This window comes from Alkalihalophilus marmarensis DSM 21297 (assembly GCF_000474275.2).
Taxonomy (GTDB): domain Bacteria; phylum Bacillota; class Bacilli; order Bacillales; family Bacillaceae_D; genus Alkalihalophilus; species Alkalihalophilus marmarensis.
On the sequence record NZ_ATAE01000005.1, the window covers coordinates 191,900 to 212,069 of the forward strand.

Below are 20,170 nucleotides of genomic sequence, written 5' to 3' on the forward strand. Positions count from 1 at the left end.
ATTATAATTAAAGATTATACACAAAAACAAGAGGAACACTCGCACAGGAGTGTTCCTCTTGTTTATTCATCGAAGGTTTCTGCATGTTTAAGAGCTTCTTCATAAAACGTAAGCTGTGATTGAATAAATGCTTCGCCTTCTTTCTTTTTCACGTAATGATAGGTTCCTTTTTTCGTTTGTTCGCGGGCTTTTGTGTTATCTAGCAAGGTGAGATTCAGGATTTCTTTGATTCGCTTTTTTATTGGGGGTGATAGAATTGGAAAAAGAATCTCAATTCGCTTTTCCATATTTCTAGTCATCCAATCAGCAGAGGAAAGGTAGACTTTATTTTCACCATTATGGTGGAAATAAAAAATTCTGCTATGTTCTAAAAAGCGATCCACAATACTTCTAACTCTAATGTTTTCGCTCACATTTTTAATTCCAGGCCGTAAACAGCATATTCCTCGAACGATTAAATCAATTTTCACGCCGGTAATTGACGCTTCATACAGTTTTAAAATAATCGGCTTATCTGTAAGAGAGTTCATCTTCGCAATGATACGTCCGTTTCCGTACTTCTTCTGGCACGCAATTTCTTGATCAATCAAACGAAGAAACGAATCACGAATTTCAAACGGGGCAGTAGATAGATGGTGCCATTCAGGCTTTTCACGATAGCCGCTTAAATAATTAAAAAAATTAGTCGCATCTATTCCCATTTTTTGATTCGCTGTTAAAAGGCCCATATCGGTATAAAGCTTGGCAGTCGAATCGTTGTAATTCCCCGTTCCTAAATGAACGAAGCGTTGTATTTCATTTTGTTCATGCCTTACGACTAGAGTTATTTTACTATGTGTCTTTAAGGATGTAATTCCATAGATCACATGGACACCGGCTTTTTCTAACTTTTTAGCCCATTGTATATTGTTCTCCTCATCAAATCTTGCTTTTAATTCAACAAGGACTGTTACCTGCTTACCATTCTCAGCTGCTCTTTCTAAAGCTTGTATAATGGGTGAATCCCCGCTGACGCGATAAAGCGTTTGTTTAATGGCGAGTACATTTGGATCATCTGCTGCTTGGGCAATAAAATCGACTACAGGTTGAAATGATTCGTATGGATGGTGCAAAAAGATATCTCTCTTTCTGATCGCCACAAATATATTTTCTTCTCCAATTAAATCAGCTGGAGGCTGTGGAATCAGTGTTTCATTAGCCAAATGTTCATTTTCATGAGCTAGTTGTTTGTAGAACTTAAATAAAAAAGAAAGGTCAAGAGGCCCCTTTAAGGAGTACACGTCCCCTTTGTGTACTTCAAGAACATCTAGTAATAGATTTAAAATCGTTGGGTGCATCGTTCCCTCCTGAATCTCAAGGCGCACCGCAGCTCCCCATTTACGCTTTTTAAGTTCTTTTTCAATTTCACGGAGCAAATCCCGGGCTCCTTCTTCGTGAATAGTCATATCCGCATTACGAGTAATGCGAAATGGTGAAACGGAGACAACCTCATAACCAAGGAACAACTCTCCTATAAAATAGCTGATGACATCTTCAAGCATAATAAAAGTCTCTTTTTTTGTAGAAGAAGGGAGGTTGATCACTCGATTTAAGACAGATGGTACTTGAACGATCGCGAGCTGGTTGGTCTTTGACTCCTCATTTTTTAATAGGACAGCTAAATTTAGAGATTTATTTAAAAGCATCGGAAATGGTCTGTACGCATCAATAGCCATAGGCGTTAGAACAGGATAAATATAATGTTGAAAGCGTTTGTTCAGATAATCGAGCTGCGTCGCGTCTAATTCACTTACATTCAGAAACTGAAATCCCTCGTGATAGAGCATAGGAAGAAGAGTCTCAGTAAACACACTATCTTGAAGCTTCACCAGCCGATGATTCACAGCAGAGATTTCTTTTAATTGCTGCTTTGGTGTGAGCCCTGCTTTATTTTCAGGACGGTTAAATCCAGCTTTCACTTGATCTTTTAGGCCTGCTACACGAACCATAAAAAATTCATCTAAGTTAGAACTAAAGATGGCCAGGAATTTAAGGCGCTCGAGTAATGGGTTTCGTTCGTCGATGGCCTCTTCAAGAACGCGCTCGTTAAAAGCGAGCCAGCTTAATTCACGGTTATTATAGAAATTAGGATTATTTAAATTAATCTCTTTACGAGGGGTCAACTCTTTTGGCATAAGCGTCAACCTTTCTGTGAATAGGATATTGGATCGTTCTGCACTGTCCTCTTACAGTTTATCAGCTGAATGTAAATAGTATGTTAAGATTAGCCAGGTCTAAAGCTCAAAGGGTACAAATTTGAGCTTAATATTCTTATTAATTACACGTTCAAGATGTTTCTTATGCTTAAGGGCATATTCCTGCTCAAATGAACAATCGTGTTTGTAATAAACGGTCAATACATAAGACGAGCTGTTTTCTTTCAGCTCACCTAATTCACATATTAAGTGACGGCCTGTTTTGTTTAGACTGTATGCCAGCTTCATTAATGACCCTAAAAACTCATAACTCTTTAATTGTTTTTTTGTGATAAGCTTTTTGTATGGAAGAGTGTACCGTATGAGTGCTGACTTAGATTTAAAGGATGAAATACAGGCAGTCGCCAAACGTTCTTTGTGGCTTAACCCGTCAACCGTCATATTCGTCAACAAATAAAAGGTATTCTGGCTGCTAGCCTCCTTATTAATAAACTCACCAATATATAATACCTTCGCACTGTATTTTAATAATGTAAGTGCTTCTGATTCTTCAAGATCAACTGGGCAAAAGTCTTTAAAAAGATGATATAGTTTGGATGCTAAAGTAGTGATATACGTAACATGAAATAAATTAATGTCATAATCGTGGCTTAATTGGTGAAAGCTCTCCTCTACAACAACTGGAAATCGGTCGGTTTCCATCGGACGAAGCATTTCTTCATACAGCAGTCCATCTCGTAAACCGCGCCGGCTCATTACAAAGGTGTCTGCCTCTGTATACTCTAAAAAAGTAGTCATCACAATGGCTGCAGGGACGATAATGTCTGCGCGGTCTTTTGACAGACCATCAAGAGATTGTCGTTCGCTAAGAGAAAGATGTGATAGGAGTGCTTCGGTATCGTGTAATTCTTCGGCACTCATCTCGTATTGATGTAAGCCGCCAAGTGGGTATTCACGCTGATGTTGATGGACAAGTGATACGTTTCTTGCGCTGCCCCCTATACCAATTACATGCTGACTTTTGCAATCCTTTAGCCAAGGGTGTTCTCTAAACTGTCCAAGAACATATTCTTTAATTGATTCAAGCTCGTCTTTTGAGGCTTCTTCACCTTTAATAAATTCAGATTGAAGAGTGATTGCTCCAAAAGGAAAACTATGGTAATGCTTCAACTCTCTATTTTCATAGTAAGTCACTTCCGTACTGCCTCCGCCGATATCAATGGTGAATCCAGTTTCAATAGCGGTTGAATTGACAACTGCTAAATAGCCATAATACGCTTCTTCATATTCAGACAAGATGCGGATATTTATACCGAGCATATCAGATATTAATTCGACAATTGCCTGCTGATTTTCAGCTTGACGTAAGGCTTGTGTACCTACTGTAGCTATTTGAGCAACCTCGTGAAAATTCATCATTTCTTTAAAGCTTAACAAGGTTTCAATTAGACGATTTATACCGGTCTCAGTCAGTTCATCAGCCTCATTAAGGTGAGTGCTTAACCTTGCTACTTTCTTTACATTATGTAACTCTTTAAAGCGGCCTTGCGAATCTAATTCTGTTATAACAAGTCGGATGGAGTTAGAACCAATATCGATAATGGCAAAACGTTTCATATTCATGTATCTCATCCTTTCAGATAGTGACATTAAACACCAAATGCCATTGAATAAGTAAAGTTACTTTAGAAAAACAGAGGATAAAATTGGATTATTTCTATTATATCAGATCAGATCCATACCGACGTCTATCTCTAATCAAGTACACCTACAGGCAAAAGGGTAGACAGATCTTTATTTTGCTTTATAATGAGAAAAGATTGCTTATAAATCGGAACGGTTCTGACTATTTAATGAACCGATTATGGATAAACTGGTAATAGTACTTTTAAAGTGGGAGGGAGAACAATGCCTGCAACGACACTTGCAAAATCAGAGACACAAGTTCAGACGATCGTTGAAATTAAGGATGTGTCTTTCCGTTATGGTAACCGAATGGTCTTAGAAAATATTACACTTCCTATAAAAAAGGGAGCATTTTTAGGATTAGTTGGTCCAAATGGTTCCGGAAAATCAACCTTAATTAAAACGATTTTAGGGCTGAAAAAACCTCAAAGCGGAGAAGTGTTTTTATTTGGGGAGCGTGTAGATAAGTTTAAGAAATGGGATAAGATCGGCTTTGTATCTCAGAAAGCAAACAGTTTTAATTCAGGTTTCCCCGCAACCGTATTTGAAGTTGTTTCTATGGGGTTATACGGAAAAGTAGGCTTATTCCGTTTTCTAAATCGTAATCATAAAGAAAAAGTTCGTCAAGCGATTGAAAGTGTAGGGATGACTGAATATTTAAACCAAAATATAGGAGAGTTGTCAGGTGGGCAGCAGCAGCGCGTATTTATTGCTCGTGCACTTGTAAGTGATCCAGAACTGCTTATTCTTGATGAGCCTACAGTTGGGGTAGATGCGAAAAGCGTCAAATCTTTTTATGATATGTTGAGTCATTTAAATCGTGAAAAAGGGATCACCCTTTTAATGGTTACTCATGATATTGGTGCAATGACAGATCATGTTACAAATGTTGCTTGCTTAAATAAAAACTTGCATTTTCATGGCGGACCTAAAGAATTTGAAGAAAATCAAGATCTCTCTGCTATATACGGCCATGATGTTCATTTGTTGACACATAATCATAGTCATGGAGGTCATTAATCAATGTTTGAGGCGTTTTTTCGGTATGAATTTTTACAGAACGCTTTCTTTACTGGAGTGATGATAGGGCTCTTAGCACCCATGCTAGGTGTTTTTTTGGTTGTTAGAAGATTATCACTGATCGCTGATGCCCTGAGCCATATTACTCTTTCCGGTATTGCAGCGAGTTTGTTGCTCGGAAAGCATGTTGTGTTCTTTCAAGGGCTAAACCCTCTTTACATGGGAATGGTTTTCTCAGTTGGGGGAGCTTTGTTAATCGAGCAATTAAGAAGCGTTTATCAATATTATAAAGAAATTGCTATTCCTATTATTTTATCTGGAGGGATTGGGTTAGGGGTAGTGTTTATTTCGCTTGCAGATGGGTTTAATAATGATTTATTTAATTACCTGTTTGGGAGTGTTATTGCTGTTACTCGTTCTGATTTGTGGACGATTTTAGGTGTGACTATTGTTGTTTTAGTTGTGTTAACACTATTTTATAAGGAATTATTTTTCTTGTCTTTTGATGAAGAACAAGCTGTCGTATCTGGCTTGAACCGGAAGCTGGTTCATTTTATTTTTATTGTCATGGTTGCACTTGTGATCGCTGCATCTATGAGAATTGTTGGAATCTTGCTTGTCTCATCCTTAATGACTCTTCCGGTGGCCGCTGCTATGCGTTTTGCCAAAGGGTTTAAGCAAATGTTCGTTTATTCGATTTTATTTGGACAAATCTCTGTCATTGGCGGCTTAATTTTAGCTTATCAGCTAGACTTAGCGCCAGGCGGTACGATCGTTATATTAGCTGTCCTGATTTTAATCGGCTCAATAGCAGTTGATAAGATGATGGGAGGACGCCAGATTAATTGGAAGCGAGTGTATGGGAAGAAATAAAGCTGGGTTATTATAGGCTCGCCGCTTCTGAACGATACTGCGCTTTCCGTGTGGAGCCAGTGAGCTTCCTCGGGCTTTGGCTTTGTGGGATCTCACTCCTGCTCTAGTCTTCGCTCCTGAAATATGCTTCGCTTTCCGCGGTGAGCTGCTGAGCTTCCTCGGGCTTTGGCCCTGCGGGATCTCAGCCCTGCTCTAGGCACCGCTGGAGTCTACGCATATTTCATCCGCTAGCTTGTTGCATTTTGTAATGATTATGTGAAGGATTTAGTTATGGTTCAGATCAAATTAATAAAAGCAGACATCTTTGGGTTCATCTGCTAAGATCACTGAACAGCTGCTTATTATGTGGGTGCACAATATAACATCCTTCCTCTGTTGATTGGAGCGGAAGGCGCCGACTCCAGCGGGATGCGCGTGACCAGGGAGACCCCACAGGAGCGCGTAGCGACGAGGAGGCTCCCGGGCCGCCCGCGGAAAGCGTGCGCCTGCAGCGTAGATCAACAACTACTGCAGGGAGGTTTTACGTTTATTTGCATTAATTGTGTTGAAAAGATGGTAGGTCTCACAGAAGCGAATGCAACGAGGAGGCTCCGGGTCCGCCCATTGAACACAAGCACCTGCAGCGGAAATCAACAAATTCTTTAAGTGGAGACTCTTTCAGTGGTTTTGCAGGGCATTCGATAAAGGTAGGAGATACATCATGCAGGAATTATTAATGAATTTAACATTTATAGAACGCGGAGTGCTGGCAGGAGTTTTGATTGCTCTTATCTGTCCAATTGTGGGTGCTTTTTTGATGGTCAGAAGGGTTTCGATCATTTCTGAATCACTATCTCATATCACACTAACAGGAATCTCTGCTGGAGTTTTATTAGGATCGACGACGATGATCTTTAGTGATTTAAACCCGATGTATGCAGGACTTATCTTCGCTGTGGCCGGCTCTTTGCTTATTGAAAAGCTGCGTGATCTTTATAAACACTTTCAAGAGCTTGCTATTCCTATTATTTTATCTGCTGGTGTAGGGTTAAGTGCCATTTTTATGAGCCTGTCTCAATCAGGGTATAATGAATGGTATGCGTATTTATTTGGAAGTATTGTTAGTGTAAGCCGCGAAGATTTACAATTTATTATTTATACAGCACTCATTGTGATTGGTATCGTTATTTTATTTTATAAAGAGTTTATATCCATTTCTTTTGATCAAGAATATGCTACGGTCTCAGGGATCTCTGTCCGTTTTATGAATCAAGTATTCGCGATACTCGTCGCGTTTATTATTGCGATGTCAATGAAGGTTGTAGGGATTTTACTTGTAGGTGCGATGATTGTATTGCCTGTGGCTACAAGCATTCATCTCTCTAAAAGCTTTAAACAAGTGATTGGGTTTGGAATCCTATTTGCTCAGATTGCTATGTTATCTGGAGTCTATTTCTCTTATCAATTTAATATTGCCACTGGTGGGATGATTGTTGTAATGGGGATGTTACAGCTTGTGATCGTAATGGGTGTTAAAAAGATCATCAATGAGTGGCAAAGGAGGGCTAAACGTGAATATTGATCAAGCAATGACGGTATTAAAAAATAAAGGATATAAGCATACAGATAAGCGGGCGGATATGCTGAAGCTTTTTGCAGACCAAAAAAGGTACTTATCGGCAAAAGATGTATTGGAAAGTCTTCAAGATGAGTATCCTGGTTTAAGCTTTGATACCATTTACCGTAACCTTTCGTTGTTTAGTGACTTAAATATATTAGAAGCTACGGAACTTGATGGAGAAAAACGCTTCCGCTTTAGCTGTGCCACAAGTGAACATCATCATCATCTTATTTGTCTTGATTGTGGTAAAACAAAGCACATTCATAGCTGTCCGATGGATTCTCTTGATACAATGTATCCTGATTTTGAAGTGACCGGTCATAAATTTGAGATCTATGGAAAATGTGAGGAGTGCAGATCAGAATAGGAATTAAATTCAATGAAACACAATGAACCCCCCGTTTTAAGCGGGTTTTTTTCATGGGAAGAGCCCCATCAACTTACAGGTTTCTTTATTTGGTTTGTGAAACATGCTAGTAGCAGGAGGGATGCTTAATGGCAAATCCAATTGTAAAATGCAATGTAGCAAACTGTGCGTTTTGGGGAGAAGGGAATCGGTGTCAGGCAGAATCAATCCTAGTGGAGATCGACAGCCATGCAGATAGGAATTATCACATGGAAGCTAGTGATGAGCCTTATGCGGATGCACTGCATCGAGATGCAGCAGATAAAAGCGCTGAAACCTGCTGTCATACATTCCGTCCGAAAAAGTAAGACAAAAAGACGAAACGCATCGTTTCGTCTTTTTTCATGAAGTTCGTATTAGTTTTCTGCAGTCTCAAGCATCCATTGATCAACCCAATCCTTTGCTTCCTGCCAAGTGTGGGCGCGAATCACATTTTTAGGAGCGCTTAATCGGTTATATGGGGTATCCATTAAAATAACAGGAATATTAAATTCTTCTGCAATCATAACGGCATTATCATGCTTGTCTTCAAAGAAAATATCTAATTTATGTTCTCTAACTGCATCTAATTTATCGTGTTTCCCGACAAGTTCAATGTGATCGAAAGGAACTTGATTTGAGACAAACCAATCCTTTGTAATTTCATCAAGGTGTTGTCTTCTTGCAGTGATATAAATCAGATCATGCTGTCTAGACCAATTATGAAGAATGTTTTCAGCATAAGGTGCAAGCTTTGCTTCACTATAAATGGTTCCTTCATGTTTAGTCATCCAGTCCCAAAATTCTTTTTCTGAGATCTTAAGAATAGATGTTAAATCGTATTGCGTAAGGTCGTCTAAAGTGAGTGACTGCTTAAAATGCTTATTTAAGTGTGGAACAAACGTATTAGGATCTGTGACTGTTCCATCTATATCCAATCCAAATCTCTTCTTAGTTGTCATTTGGTTCACCTCATAGCTCAGTATTCGTAAAGATTTGTTCAAGCTTCTTTATTCTATACCTACCTTACACGAAAGAGGGGAGGGAAGTCTAGATCATTTCCTGCACTTGTAAAGATTAACTCCGATAATTTTACGTGCTGGCGTCATACTATTACTGCTCCCACAAAATTTGAAAGTGAGGGATTCGTATGGCAGATGATAAGCATCCAAAAGATGAACCCATTCGCTTGTTGGATGAGGATGATCGTTCTTTAACTTTGGTGAATAACCATGTTGAAGGACGAGATGATGACCGTGACCTTTCACTAGCGTTATCAGAAGAAGAACGAGAGGCAGAAAATCATGCTGAGGTAGAAGAGGAGCCTGTTAACTCAGAATATCCACTTCAACCGAGCTTCCAAGAAGAAAGCGCAGCTGAGTATGCAGCGGTAAATGGAATGGCTGGTGCGCGTCCTTTTGACGAAGACCAAACGGTTGAGTCAGCAGAACGCAGAGATACAGCTTACAGCAATGAAGATGATGTCACGGCTGGCCGTGGTGTTGGAACCTTTGCGATTGTTCTTTCCATCTTATCGTTATTCTTCTTACCAGTATTGCTTGGAGCAGCTGGGATTGTTATTGGTTTTGTATCACGTCGTATCGGCTCTACCTCGCTCGGTAACTGGGCTATTGGTATCGGGGCTGTATCGATTTTAATGACCGTCTTTTTCTCGCCGTTTTTTTAGCGGTATGAGATGTGGGAGCAGGAGTATAACTAATTATCACTCCATTAAGTTATCACTCCATAATGAAAAAGCATAAGCCTAATGGCTTATGCTTTTTCTAATTGACGTTGTGCTTCAAAATATTCTTCAGCAATTTTATCAATTTCACGCTTTAATTCCTCGACCATAGTTTCTTCCGGTACTTTACGTACGATTTCACCTTTCATAAACAGCAGTCCTTCACCACGTGCCCCTGCAATACCGATGTCGGCTTCACGGGCTTCCCCAGGACCATTTACAGCACATCCAAGAACAGCCACTTTAATCGGTGCTTTAATCGTTGAAATATAGTCTTCAACCTCATTTGCAATACTGATAAGGTCAATTTCAATTCGTCCGCAAGTTGGACAAGAGATAAGAGTGGCTGCATTTGAAGCTAGTCCAAACGACTTTAACAGCTCTCTAGCCACTTTTACTTCTTCTACAGGGTCTGCACTTAATGAAATACGCACAGTGTTACCAATCCCCATGTTTAAAATGGCTCCGAGGCCAGCAGCACTTTTAATTGTACCAGCAAACAATGTACCTGATTCGGTAATACCTAAGTGAAGCGGGTAGTCAAAAGCTTTCGCTGCTTTTTCATATGCTTCAATAGCAAGATTCACATCAGAGGCTTTCATTGAAACGATGATGTCATGGAAATCAAGGTCTTCTAAAATTTTAATATGATGAAGAGCACTTTCTACCATCCCATCAGCCGTTGGGTAACCGTACTTTTCAAGGATGCGCTTTTCAAGAGATCCAGCATTTACACCGATACGAATTGGGATACCTTTTTCTTTAGCTGCCTTAACAACAGCTTCAACTTTCTCACGGCGGCCGATATTACCCGGGTTAATACGGATTTTATCTGCTCCGCCTTCAATAGCTTTTAAAGCTAATTTGTAATCAAAATGAATATCAACTACTAGTGGAATAGAGATTTGTGCTTTAATGTCAGCGATAGCTTCCGCTGCACGCATGTCTGGACAAGCGACACGAACAACCTGACAGCCCGCTTCTTCTAATCGTTTAATTTCTGCAACAGTTGCTTCAACGTCATGTGTTTTGGTCGTAGTCATACTTTGAACAACTACTTCATTGTTTCCACCAATCGTCAAATTACCGACCTTAACTGGACGAGTTTTTGTACGATGTGTTAATTCGGTCATTGACCAATCGCTCCTTTTATAACAAAAATGGTCATCCATTTTTGCCTAGTCACTCATGAGATACGTATTCATTCTATCAATGAGCGTTTCGATTTGGCAAGAAGAAAGTCATTGATTGCCGTAATAAGGAAACTTATACGTTTCTCCTATTTGAATGTTTTCAGGCTCAATCCCTTGATTCAAGTGTTTGAAATCAAAAATGACTTCTTGAATGGAGGCAGGGAAGGGAACAATTCCTTCATGTAAATGTTCAACAATTGAGAGAACAGTATACCCAGGTTCAACGACCACTTCAACAAATGGTTCTGTAATCACTGGTTCTTCGCTTACTTCATTGGTCATTACAGACTCCGCTTCTTCAATGTCAACCGTTTCCTCAGGTGCTGCTGTAAGGCCGTTGGGTAAAGTGCCAATCGTTAGATCATAATAAACACTATAAAGGATGATCAAGATAATAAGTCCGAATCCAATCCGTTTCATGCTTGTCCCTCCTCAGGATCTCCTGCCATTTAGATGAAATATCACACGACAGACAATCGTTCTTTCTATAAGTGTATGTTGATCTTGGAAAAGTATGACAAGCTATTTGAAAATGAATGGACATAAAAAAAGGCGTGGTGAATACATTGAAACAAACAGAGAATGCTCGTCCGTTGTTAGTACTTACTATAATTGGACTTCTGCCTATTGTGATGGTTCTTGGCAACTCGATGTTCATACCGGTGCTGCCATTTATGCAAGCTGAACTTGGGATATCGACCGCGCAAGCTGGATTAATCTTAACGATCTTTTCTGTTCCTTCTGCACTGTTTATTCCTGTTAGCGGCCTATTGAGTGATCGTTATGGCAGACGAAATATAGTGATGGTTTCATTGCTGATTGTCATGTTAGGATGCATCATTTCTGGGGCTGGCTCTGTTTTTCAATCGTTTGAAGTGATTCTTGCCGGAAGATTTATTCAAGGGATTGGAGCGGGAGGAGTGACGCCGATTGCGATGGTGCTTGCAGCGGAATTGTTTCAAGGAGATAAACGGAATCAAGCGCTAGCATCAATTGAAAGTTTTAATGGGGTTGGAAAAGTGATCAGTCCTGTCATAGGAGGAGCGGTATTACTTGGAGTATGGTATTACAGTTTTGTTTTGTATTTAGCGGCAGCCCTTTTAGCGTTTATGGGCTTTTATTTAGTTATTCCAAAAAACGAAGCTGTGCGCGAAGAAAAAGGCAAGGGGATGATCAGAGAAGCGATTCAGTTTATGAAAAGCGAAAGAAATGTCCTGATGCCTATTTTTTTAGCAAGTGGTGCCGGAATGTTTTTGTTGTTCGGATTTCTCTTTTTGCTTTCTTATGAATGGGAAGGAATGTATTCTTCAAATGGGTTAATCAAAGGTCTCGTATTAGCGGTACCATTACTTCTTTTAACAGTTTGTTCCCTTTTGACAGGTAAGTATGCTTTGAAAAATGCAGATCAAATTAAAAGGTGTATTTTGACAGGTTTATTGCTTTTCATTTTGGTGGCATTGGTATTTATTTTTACAAGCGGCTTCTTAAGTGATTTACTACTAACCAGCCTTCTTTCAATCGGACTTGGCTTTTTGTTGCCGGGATGCAGTGCGGCTGTGGCTGCTGTTGTTAATCAGCAGATAAAAGGGATGATCTTTTCCATTTATTCTATGGTTCGTTTTCTTGGCGTTGCTTTTGGACCGTACTTCTTTGGTGTATGGTTAGATGACCGTATGCAAATGAGCTTTAACATCCTACTTTTAGCAGGTGTGACATGTGTGGTTTTAGTATGGAATTGGACGTGTTTGCCAATTGGGAAAACATGTGAAACCCATCAAACTTCATGAGAATGAATAAAAGATAGATCTAAAGTCCCTTTTCTTTTTTCTGTAAAAACTGTTTCCTAATGAGTAGAGCATTCGTTATATAGTTGCTGATAGTTAGTAAATGATGAATGCCGTATGGCCGGTAAGTGGTCAGAATAAAGGAGAGATTAATTTGAAACACTCATTGAAGAAACTACTGTCGCTTGTTCTCGTGTTTACGTTATTGTATCCAATGCTCTTGCCAGCAGCTGCTTTAGCAGACGCTGCACCTGGAGACGTGATTGTCACATTGGGGGAAAATCTATCACCAGCTGATCGAGAAAAGATTTTAGCTGAAATGAATGAGACTGAAGAGACAGAGATTATTACAGTCAGTAACCAAGAAGAAAGAGAATACTTGGGTGATTATATTAGCTCCTCACAAATTGGTACGCGTGCCTTATCTTCTACAAAGATCACTCTGGCAGAGCAAGGGGCTGGAATCAATGTAGAAACGAATAATATTACATGGGTATCTGAAGGCATGTATGCGAACGCATTGGTAACGGCAGGTGTGGAAGATGCTGAAATTTATGTCACAGCGCCATTCCCTGTTTCTGGGACAGCTGCTTTAACAGGTCTGATTAAAGCGTATGAAATTGCTGCAGAAATTGAGATTCCTGAAGAGCAAAAGCAAGTAGCGAATGAAGAAATGGTCCGTACGGCAGAGCTTGCCGAGTCGATTGGGGTAGAAGAAGCTACTGAACTTATGAACCGAATTAAAGAAGAAATTGCAAATAATCCGGTAGAATCTGAAGAGGATCTTAGAGAGCTTATCAGACGGATTGCTGCAGAACTTGGGATTGAACTGACAGAGCAAGAACTTGATGGTCTGGTTTCATTATTCATGCGAATGAAGGACTTAAATATTAACTGGGATCAAGTACAAGATCAAATCTCAAAAGTCCGTGATAACTTAGGTGAGTTTTTAGCACGTGAAGATACGCAGAACTTTATTAGTCGTTTTCTAGAAGTGATCGCTCAGTTAATTGAAGCACTTAAAGGACTATTTACATCTGAGGCATAGGAGAGGGAGAGAGTTCCCTCTCTTTTTCTTTTACACAGAACGATAAGGTGTAGTACGATGTATGTAGGCAGGGACTGTCTTTTCGAATGGTTTGACTGACTGTTTTTTCGCTTTTTCAATCATCGCTTTTCCTGTTTTTTTCATTTCAATACCTCCTGAATTGATCTTGTATTATCATGTAGCTGTATGATTATCTTGACCAAGGGAACGATTTAACTATTCATCGTTACATATAACCAAAAAATTGAAACAATTTTTATTTTTTTTCGTATATACATAAAAAGAGGAGGGACGTTTATATGGAATGGCTAGATTCCGCAACAATCGGCTTTTTTGTAGTCTTTTTAGGCACATTATTCTTATTTGGTGAACTTCTTGTTAGAATGAGAGGGATTTTCGCGATACTCGGTGTGGCCATTATGGCTATGTATTTCTCTTATCACCTAGCGGGTGACGTAGGATTTTGGGTTGTCATTCTTTATGTCGTTGGTTTAGCACTGATTATTGTAGATGGTAAAGTAATTACTGATGGGACAGTCGCCTTATTAGGTGTGCTTCTTATGATTACAGGTCTAGCTTTGCCTGCACCAGATTTAATTTATGGTATTTTAGTATCAATGGGCTTTTTAGTAGGTGGATTTAGTTCCGGTTTATTTTTGAAAGTATTTCCATCTCGTGATCTCTGGGCTCGTCTTACGTTAAAAGACCGTTTGACAGGGGATATGGGATATAACTCTTTAAGAGAAGATTACCGAGAGCTGGTAGGTAAAGAAGGTAGAACCCTTAGTGCGTTTAGGCCTACGGGAACCGTCGAAATTGAAGATAAGCATTATAGTGCTACAAGCGGGGGACAATGGCTTGAGGCTAATATGACGGTGAAAGTCACTGATGTTGATGGGACACGAATTGTGGTAAAGAAGATTAACGAAGAAAAACCAAGCGATGAGGCCTGATCAGGCTCATCACTTGGTTTTTTGTTTTGGTTTTGGAATAGCGCTTAGCGCATAGACAATCATACAAAGTACAGCCAAAACTAAGAAGTATCCAGGGATGCCCCCTATAAAAACGTCTGCCCAAGCAAATAAGATCACAGGAAGGGTCATCGCATAAGCTGTAATTAACCACATATGACGATACTGAATGTTTTTTCTGGTACCTCTAAATAATAAAGCAACAAAAGCCAAGATTGTTATCCCGAGAAAAGCAAGCCATAATACGCCGCTGTACATAAGCAATGATATGATAGCGAGCAAGAAAGGGAGGAATCCTTTAATATCAGTTAGCCGCTCGTTAAGCTCTGTGTCACTGACCTCTTGCAGCCCTACTAAAGAATAATTAACAGAATGCGTTGAACCATACCTGAATAGGAGTGCTTCATTCTGTTGAAAAATAATTCCTTCGCCAAGCTGTTCAAGGTCTTGGGTAGTTAATTCATTATTTGGGTCAAGGGCAAAGACACCTTCAGACAGGGATTCATTTACATAGGGTTCATCCACCTCTGCTTGCAGCTCGCCGTCCCTTAGTGAAAAGGCTGGTATGTCGTTTTCAAGGCTCTCTTCTAGCTGGTTTATGCTGGATACATACGTCATTATTAAAGAGACAATAAAAGGTATACATGCAATAAACACAACCATCAAAACATGCAGCAGTGCTTTTGTGATAGGCTGAAACCGGCTGTATGCTATAACTTTTTGTCGAATAGGCTTTTATAGAAAAATTGGAAAGCGTTCATTTTATTCTCCTCTCATATCAACACATATTCTATCTGAACCCGTTAAAATCAACAAGTTTCAAATACGTGAACAAGCATTATTTGGCGAATGGTCAAGATGCTTTAAAATTTTTTAAAGAATCATATTTACAAAATGTTTATAAATGCTTAATAATAGATGGGGTGTCATTGTTGAGGTTTGTCGAAAGTCGAAAAATTAAATAGGAATGACTTTCTAAAATGAGGGGATGAGATTAAGTGGATTTACAGACACTTTTGTTCATGTTTTTTGGAGGCCTCGGAATTTTCCTTTTTGGGATCAAATTCATGGGGGACGGCCTTCAAAAAGTAGCAGGGGAGAGACTGCGTGACTTATTGGACAAGTTTACGACGAACCCTGTTATGGGGGTTTTTGCCGGGATATTTGTTACTGTATTGCTTCAAACAAGTACCGGTACAACGGTTTTAACGATTGGGCTTGTTAATGCTGGTTTTATGACATTGAAGCAAGCGATCGGTGTAATAATGGGTGCTAATATTGGAACGACGGTAACAGCGTTCATTATCGGTATTAAAATCTCAGCCTACTCACTGCCAATCATTGCTGTAGGGGCAGCCCTTATCTTCTTTATTAAGCAGAAGAAAGTGAATAATTACGGCCAAGTTATCTTTGGATTTGGTGCATTATTCTACGGGTTAGACCTTATGGGAGAAGGGTTAAAGCCATTGCGAGAACTGCAAGCATTTGCTGATTTAACGGTTCAAATGGCAGATAATCCGCTGCTTGGTGTGTTGATCGGTACTATTTTTACAGTTGCCGTACAAAGTTCCAGCGCATCAATTGGACTCTTGCAGCAGCTATACGATCAAGGGGCGATGACCTTAGATGCTGTGCTTCCGGTATTGTTTGGAGATAATATCGGGACAACGATTACAGCTATTTTAGCTGCGATTGGCGCATCTGTTGCGGCAAAACGTGCAGCATTAACACATGTGATTTTTAATTTGATCGGTACAGTTATTGTTTTAATTGTATTCCCGCTGTTCTTCAACTTGGTAAGTTTCTTAGCGGTAGAACTAGGATTGAACCGTCCGATGACGATTGCTTTTGCACATGGGATATTCAACGTATCAAACACGCTGATTCAGCTTCCGTTTGTAGCCTTGTTGGCTGTTATTGTAACAAAGCTTGTGCCTGGTGATGAGTACAACATTGAATATAAAGCGAAGCACTTAGATCCTCGCTTTATCGGAAGGTCACCTGCTATTGCATTAGGACAAGCCAAGCAAGAGGTTATTCGAATGGCAGATTTCTCTGAGAAAGGACTTATTGAAGTAAGTCAATACTTAGAGAATGGACAGAAGCGTCATGCCGAAATGGCGACACAGTTTGAAAGTGCGATCAACAACTTAGACCGCAAAATCACAGAATACCTTATTCAAATTTCATCACGTTCGTTATCTGATCAAGATTCTAAGATGCATTCCATGCTTATGGATACTGTCCGTGATATTGAACGTATTGGTGATCACATAGAAAATATTGTAGAGCTAAAGGATTATCAAAAGACTCATAAAGTAGTCATGTCAGATACAGCCATTAGTGACTTGCGTGAGATGTTTGACTTAACAATCTCTACTTTGCAAGAAGCTATTTCCTCTCTAGATAACGGGGATACTGATCAAGCCCGTTCTGTTCTTGAGAAAGAAGATCTTATTGATAAGATGGAGCGCAAACTCCGTAAACAGCATATTGCCCGCGTCAATGAAGGAAGATGTTCAGGTGCAGCAGGCATTGTGTTTGTAGATATTGTTAGTAACTTAGAACGTATTGGTGACCACTCAGTGAATATTGCTGAAGCAGTGATTGGAGAAGTTCGCTAAAATTTTGGAGCTGTCCTAGCGGGGCAGCTTCTTCTTTTTGTGTGATAGGAATTGGTTAACAGGATTGATTTAAAGCAGCCAATTCATTAAGGGAATGTGAGTGGAACTGCAACTTTTTATAGGTGAGTTATGCTATAATAAACAAGCGTCTAATAAGTGTTGTACCTGGTTGAAAGATAAGCGTACAAAAATAAAAAAACATATTGACTTTATCTCCGTTGGTTGGTATTATAATTCTTGTCTTCAACAAAAGACGCATGATACATAACATATTCCACAGTAGCTCAGTGGTAGAGCAATCGGCTGTTAACCGATCGGTCGTAGGTTCGAGTCCTACCTGTGGAGCCATTATGGCGGTGTAGCTCAGCTGGCTAGAGCGTACGGTTCATACCCGTGAGGTCGGGGGTTCGATCCCCTCCGCCGCTATCCTAATTACATATCATAAACAAATGGCGATTGTGGCGAAGTGGTTAACGCACCGGATTGTGGTTCCGGCATTCGTGGGTTCGATTCCCATCAGTCGCCCCATACGAGGACCCTTAGCTCAGTTGGTTAGAGCAGTCGGCTCATAACCGATCGGTCGTAGGTTCGAGTCCTACAGGGTCCACCATAGTTTTATATTGCGGAGGAATACCCAAGTCCGGCTGAAGGGATCGGTCTTGAAAACCGACAGGCGGGTTAAACCGCGCGGGGGTTCGAATCCCTCTTCCTCCGCCATACATAATGATAATAGAATTCACATAGAAAAAGAGCTGCCCCCTCGGGCAGCTCTTTTGTGTTGAATAACTATATTAGGCGTGGGCAAATGGAAGCGATTCAGCTCTGAAACGATACAATTTGGTGTAAGAGTGACGCAATTGGAGTTTGAACCGGCGCAATAAAAGCAGAGTGACGCAATTAAGCGATCAACCAATTCAATTCTGTGATCCACCCGCGCAATCACTTCTCTAATTAGCGCATAAACTGATTGAAAACATACAATTAAATTTCCGGCCGCTGGGTGACATAACCATACCCGCTTTATTCACCTGCGGCTCTGAATTATGACGATTTCTTAATGTTTAGGTTAAGAATATCCAAGTGATAAGACCAAGTGAAATACAGTACACGGCAAAATAACTTAATTTTGCTTTTTGAACCATGGCAATCAACCACTTAATACTGATAATGGCAAACAAAAAGGAAGAAATAAAGGCTAGCCATAGTTCAAGCCCCACACCGTCTGTAAATTGCCCGATAATCTCAGGAAGTTTTAAAAGGGTGATTCCAGATATAATAGGTATGGAGAGTAAAAATGAATAACGAAGAGCTGTCTCTTTGTTCAAATCGCACCACAGGGCCACAACGAGCGTGCTTCCCGCACGTGAGATGCCTGGTATAACTGCTAATGCCTGCCCGAGCCCGATTAATACCGCATGCCCCCATGTTATTTCCTTTGGTCCCCTCAATCCCTCATTTACACCATGTTCAATTAAGATTAAAAAGATCCCGGTGATAATCAGAGCAGCTCCGATCGTCGCTGTATTTGTGATGGAGTCTCCAAACCAACCTTCCATCAGCTTACCAACAATCATTGTAATAAGAGTTGAGGCGGCCATTAAAGCAGTGAATCTGAAATCGCCCTCGCTTCGTTGGTCTTTCTTAAAAAGATATTGATAAGAACCCTGTAAAAGCTTCAACACATCTTTTCTAAAATACAATAAAACGGCAAGCAAAGATGCTAAATGCAGAAACACTTCAAATGTTAATGGGCTATCACTCATATTTATCTTGAGCAGTTTTTCAAAAATGAGGAGATGAGCACTGCTTGAGATGGGAAGAAATTCTGAAATTCCTTGTATAAACCCTATGAATAAAGCTTCAATCCACGACATTAGATCCTCCTTTAAAACTAAGTTATTACATTCATATGGGACAAGAAATGAATTTATGATCCATCTTGTTTAAAGGGGTAAGGTAGTGGGAAATGTATAAAGGTGTGCGAAATCGAAAGAATAGTGCATTATCGTTGCAACAAAGAGAAGATTTTGGTAATGTAGAAGCGGAAAGACTTAAGAAACATAACTGTTGATTAAGTCATTTGCCTTTTGGGAAAAGACGTCCCAAGTTACACATGTATTCATTATAAGGAGGAGATTTTGAAATGGCTTACGAATTACCACAATTACCTTACGCAGCAAACGCTCTAGAACCTCACATTGATGAGCAAACAATGAATATTCACCACGGGAAGCATCACAACACTTACATCACTAAATTAAATGCAGCACTTGAAGGACATGATGATCTTCAAAGCAAAAGCATTGAAGAGCTTGTAAGTAACCTTGATGCAGTACCTGAGAACATTCGTGGTGCAGTACGTAACAACGGTGGCGGACATGCTAACCACACTTTCTTCTGGCAAATCCTTAGCCCGAATGGTGGCGGTGCACCAACTGGCGAATTAGCAGATGCAATTAATTCAGAATTTGGCAGCTTTGAAGCATTCAAAGAGAAGTTTGCTGATGCAGGAGCTAACCGTTTCGGTTCTGGTTGGGCATGGCTGATCGTTGATGGCGGAAAGCTTGCTGTAACAAGCACACCAAACCAAGATACGCCTCTTATGGAAGGTAAAACACCAATCCTAGGATTAGATGTTTGGGAGCATGCTTACTACTTAAACTACCAAAACCGTCGTCCTGACTACATCAACGCATTCTGGAATGTAGTTAACTGGGAAGAGGTTTCAAAACGTTACGCAGAAGCTAAATAATAAGCAAAAGCTAAATGATAATAGGAAAAGCAAAGTCCAAGCGGGCTTTGCTTTTTTTATTGGCAAAGCTAAACGCCCCTTTCCGCTTTTATTTTATCCAGCTTCAAGGGCTATTCGCTCGAGGTTCCTTCTGTCCGATAAACGAGGCCAAAAAGCGACCTCTTAATTACCGGCCATCCAGGACTTGTCGCTCATAGACAAGCCCTTTCCGCTTTTATTTATCCAGCTTCAAGGGCTATTCGCTCGAGGTTCCTTCTGTCCGATAAACGAGGTCAAAAAGCGACCTCTTAATTAC

At 40.0% G+C, this 20,170-nt stretch carries 18 protein-coding genes and 5 tRNA genes; 16 read left to right on the forward strand and 7 right to left on the reverse strand.

Going from position 1 to position 20,170, the window contains the following annotated elements; all coding sequences use genetic code 11:
• Positions 1–62: 62 nt before the first annotated feature.
• Complete coding sequence (locus A33I_RS02350; RefSeq protein ID WP_022626865.1) at positions 63–2,174, reverse strand: RNA degradosome polyphosphate kinase; 2,112 nt, start codon at positions 2,172–2,174, stop codon at positions 63–65.
• A gap of 99 nt (positions 2,175–2,273) precedes the next feature.
• Complete coding sequence (gene ppx, locus A33I_RS02355; RefSeq protein WP_022626866.1) at positions 2,274–3,818, reverse strand: exopolyphosphatase; 1,545 nt, start codon at positions 3,816–3,818, stop codon at positions 2,274–2,276.
• Positions 3,819–4,103: 285 nt separating this feature from the next.
• Between ppx and A33I_RS02360 the strand changes: the two genes are divergently transcribed.
• From A33I_RS02360 to A33I_RS02380, 5 genes are all read left to right on the forward strand, one after another.
• On the forward strand, positions 4,104–4,901 hold the full coding sequence (locus A33I_RS02360) for a metal ABC transporter ATP-binding protein (protein WP_022626867.1): 798 nt from the start codon (positions 4,104–4,106) through the stop codon (positions 4,899–4,901).
• A gap of 3 nt (positions 4,902–4,904) precedes the next feature.
• A complete protein-coding gene (locus A33I_RS02365; RefSeq protein WP_022626868.1) occupies positions 4,905–5,774 on the forward strand; it encodes a metal ABC transporter permease in 870 nt (289 codons plus the stop codon).
• Positions 5,775–6,474: 700 nt separating this feature from the next.
• Positions 6,475–7,335 (forward strand): metal ABC transporter permease, encoded by an 861-nt coding sequence (locus A33I_RS02370; protein ID WP_022626869.1) that lies wholly within the window; start codon positions 6,475–6,477, stop codon positions 7,333–7,335.
• Positions 7,325–7,741 carry a Fur family transcriptional regulator gene (locus A33I_RS02375; RefSeq protein ID WP_022626870.1) on the forward strand — a complete coding sequence of 139 codons (417 nt, stop codon included), beginning with the start codon at positions 7,325–7,327 and terminating at the stop codon, positions 7,739–7,741. The genes A33I_RS02370 and A33I_RS02375 overlap by 11 nt, the downstream gene beginning before the upstream one ends.
• Before the next feature lie 128 nt (positions 7,742–7,869).
• Positions 7,870–8,088: a DUF1540 domain-containing protein gene (locus A33I_RS02380; protein WP_012958180.1), complete on the forward strand. Its 219-nt coding sequence runs from the start codon at positions 7,870–7,872 to the stop codon at positions 8,086–8,088.
• Positions 8,089–8,136: 48 nt separating this feature from the next.
• On the opposite strand, the gene A33I_RS02385 is transcribed toward A33I_RS02380, so the two are convergent.
• On the reverse strand, positions 8,137–8,721 hold the full coding sequence (locus A33I_RS02385) for a 5' nucleotidase, NT5C type (protein ID WP_012958181.1): 585 nt from the start codon (positions 8,719–8,721) through the stop codon (positions 8,137–8,139).
• A 188-nt stretch (positions 8,722–8,909) separates the two neighbouring features.
• Here A33I_RS02385 and A33I_RS02390 point away from each other — a divergent pair, with 188 nt between their 5' ends.
• A complete protein-coding gene (locus A33I_RS02390) occupies positions 8,910–9,446 on the forward strand; it encodes a DUF4190 domain-containing protein (protein ID WP_022626871.1) in 537 nt (178 codons plus the stop codon).
• Between the two features lie 86 nt (positions 9,447–9,532).
• On the opposite strand, the gene ispG is transcribed toward A33I_RS02390, so the two are convergent.
• Positions 9,533–10,636, reverse strand: coding sequence for a flavodoxin-dependent (E)-4-hydroxy-3-methylbut-2-enyl-diphosphate synthase (ispG, locus tag A33I_RS02395; protein ID WP_012958183.1), 1,104 nt, complete (start codon positions 10,634–10,636; stop codon positions 9,533–9,535).
• A gap of 108 nt (positions 10,637–10,744) precedes the next feature.
• Positions 10,745–11,116, reverse strand: coding sequence for a hypothetical protein (locus tag A33I_RS02400; RefSeq protein ID WP_022626872.1), 372 nt, complete (start codon positions 11,114–11,116; stop codon positions 10,745–10,747).
• A gap of 146 nt (positions 11,117–11,262) precedes the next feature.
• Here A33I_RS02400 and A33I_RS02405 point away from each other — a divergent pair, with 146 nt between their 5' ends.
• The 3 genes from A33I_RS02405 (at position 11,263) to A33I_RS02415 (ending at position 14,481) form a co-directional block, all read left to right on the forward strand.
• Positions 11,263–12,483 carry an MFS transporter gene (locus A33I_RS02405; protein WP_022626873.1) on the forward strand — a complete coding sequence of 407 codons (1,221 nt, stop codon included), beginning with the start codon at positions 11,263–11,265 and terminating at the stop codon, positions 12,481–12,483.
• A 103-nt stretch (positions 12,484–12,586) separates the two neighbouring features.
• Entirely contained in the window at positions 12,587–13,528 is a 942-nt protein-coding gene (locus A33I_RS02410) for a DUF1002 domain-containing protein (RefSeq protein WP_051320793.1), read from the forward strand.
• Between the two features lie 299 nt (positions 13,529–13,827).
• On the forward strand, positions 13,828–14,481 hold the full coding sequence (locus tag A33I_RS02415) for an NfeD family protein (RefSeq protein ID WP_012958188.1): 654 nt from the start codon (positions 13,828–13,830) through the stop codon (positions 14,479–14,481).
• A gap of 9 nt (positions 14,482–14,490) precedes the next feature.
• Here the strand turns inward: A33I_RS02415 and A33I_RS02420 are convergent, their stop codons facing one another.
• Positions 14,491–15,228, reverse strand: a complete 738-nt coding sequence (locus tag A33I_RS02420) for a DUF1189 family protein (protein WP_083477566.1) — start codon at positions 15,226–15,228, stop codon at positions 14,491–14,493.
• Positions 15,229–15,497: 269 nt separating this feature from the next.
• Between A33I_RS02420 and A33I_RS02425 the strand changes: the two genes are divergently transcribed.
• The 6 genes from A33I_RS02425 to A33I_RS02450 all read left to right on the forward strand — a co-directional run bounded on the left by A33I_RS02425 (position 15,498) and on the right by A33I_RS02450 (position 17,840).
• Complete coding sequence (locus A33I_RS02425; protein WP_022626877.1) at positions 15,498–17,123, forward strand: Na/Pi cotransporter family protein; 1,626 nt, start codon at positions 15,498–15,500, stop codon at positions 17,121–17,123.
• A 273-nt stretch (positions 17,124–17,396) separates the two neighbouring features.
• Positions 17,397–17,471: transfer RNA gene (locus A33I_RS02430), tRNA-Asn, on the forward strand.
• Positions 17,472–17,475: 4 nt separating this feature from the next.
• Positions 17,476–17,549 (forward strand) — tRNA-Met (locus A33I_RS02435).
• Between the two features lie 26 nt (positions 17,550–17,575).
• A tRNA-His gene (locus tag A33I_RS02440) sits at positions 17,576–17,651 on the forward strand.
• A 5-nt stretch (positions 17,652–17,656) separates the two neighbouring features.
• Positions 17,657–17,733: transfer RNA gene (locus A33I_RS02445), tRNA-Ile, on the forward strand.
• 14 nt (positions 17,734–17,747) lie between these two features.
• Positions 17,748–17,840, forward strand: a tRNA-Ser gene (locus A33I_RS02450).
• Between the two features lie 344 nt (positions 17,841–18,184).
• On the opposite strand, the gene A33I_RS02455 is transcribed toward A33I_RS02450, so the two are convergent.
• Complete coding sequence (locus A33I_RS02455) at positions 18,185–18,997, reverse strand: undecaprenyl-diphosphate phosphatase (protein ID WP_022626878.1); 813 nt, start codon at positions 18,995–18,997, stop codon at positions 18,185–18,187.
• Positions 18,998–19,266: 269 nt separating this feature from the next.
• Here A33I_RS02455 and A33I_RS02460 point away from each other — a divergent pair, with 269 nt between their 5' ends.
• On the forward strand, positions 19,267–19,875 hold the full coding sequence (locus A33I_RS02460) for a superoxide dismutase (RefSeq protein WP_012958192.1): 609 nt from the start codon (positions 19,267–19,269) through the stop codon (positions 19,873–19,875).
• Positions 19,876–20,170 lie beyond the last annotated feature (295 nt).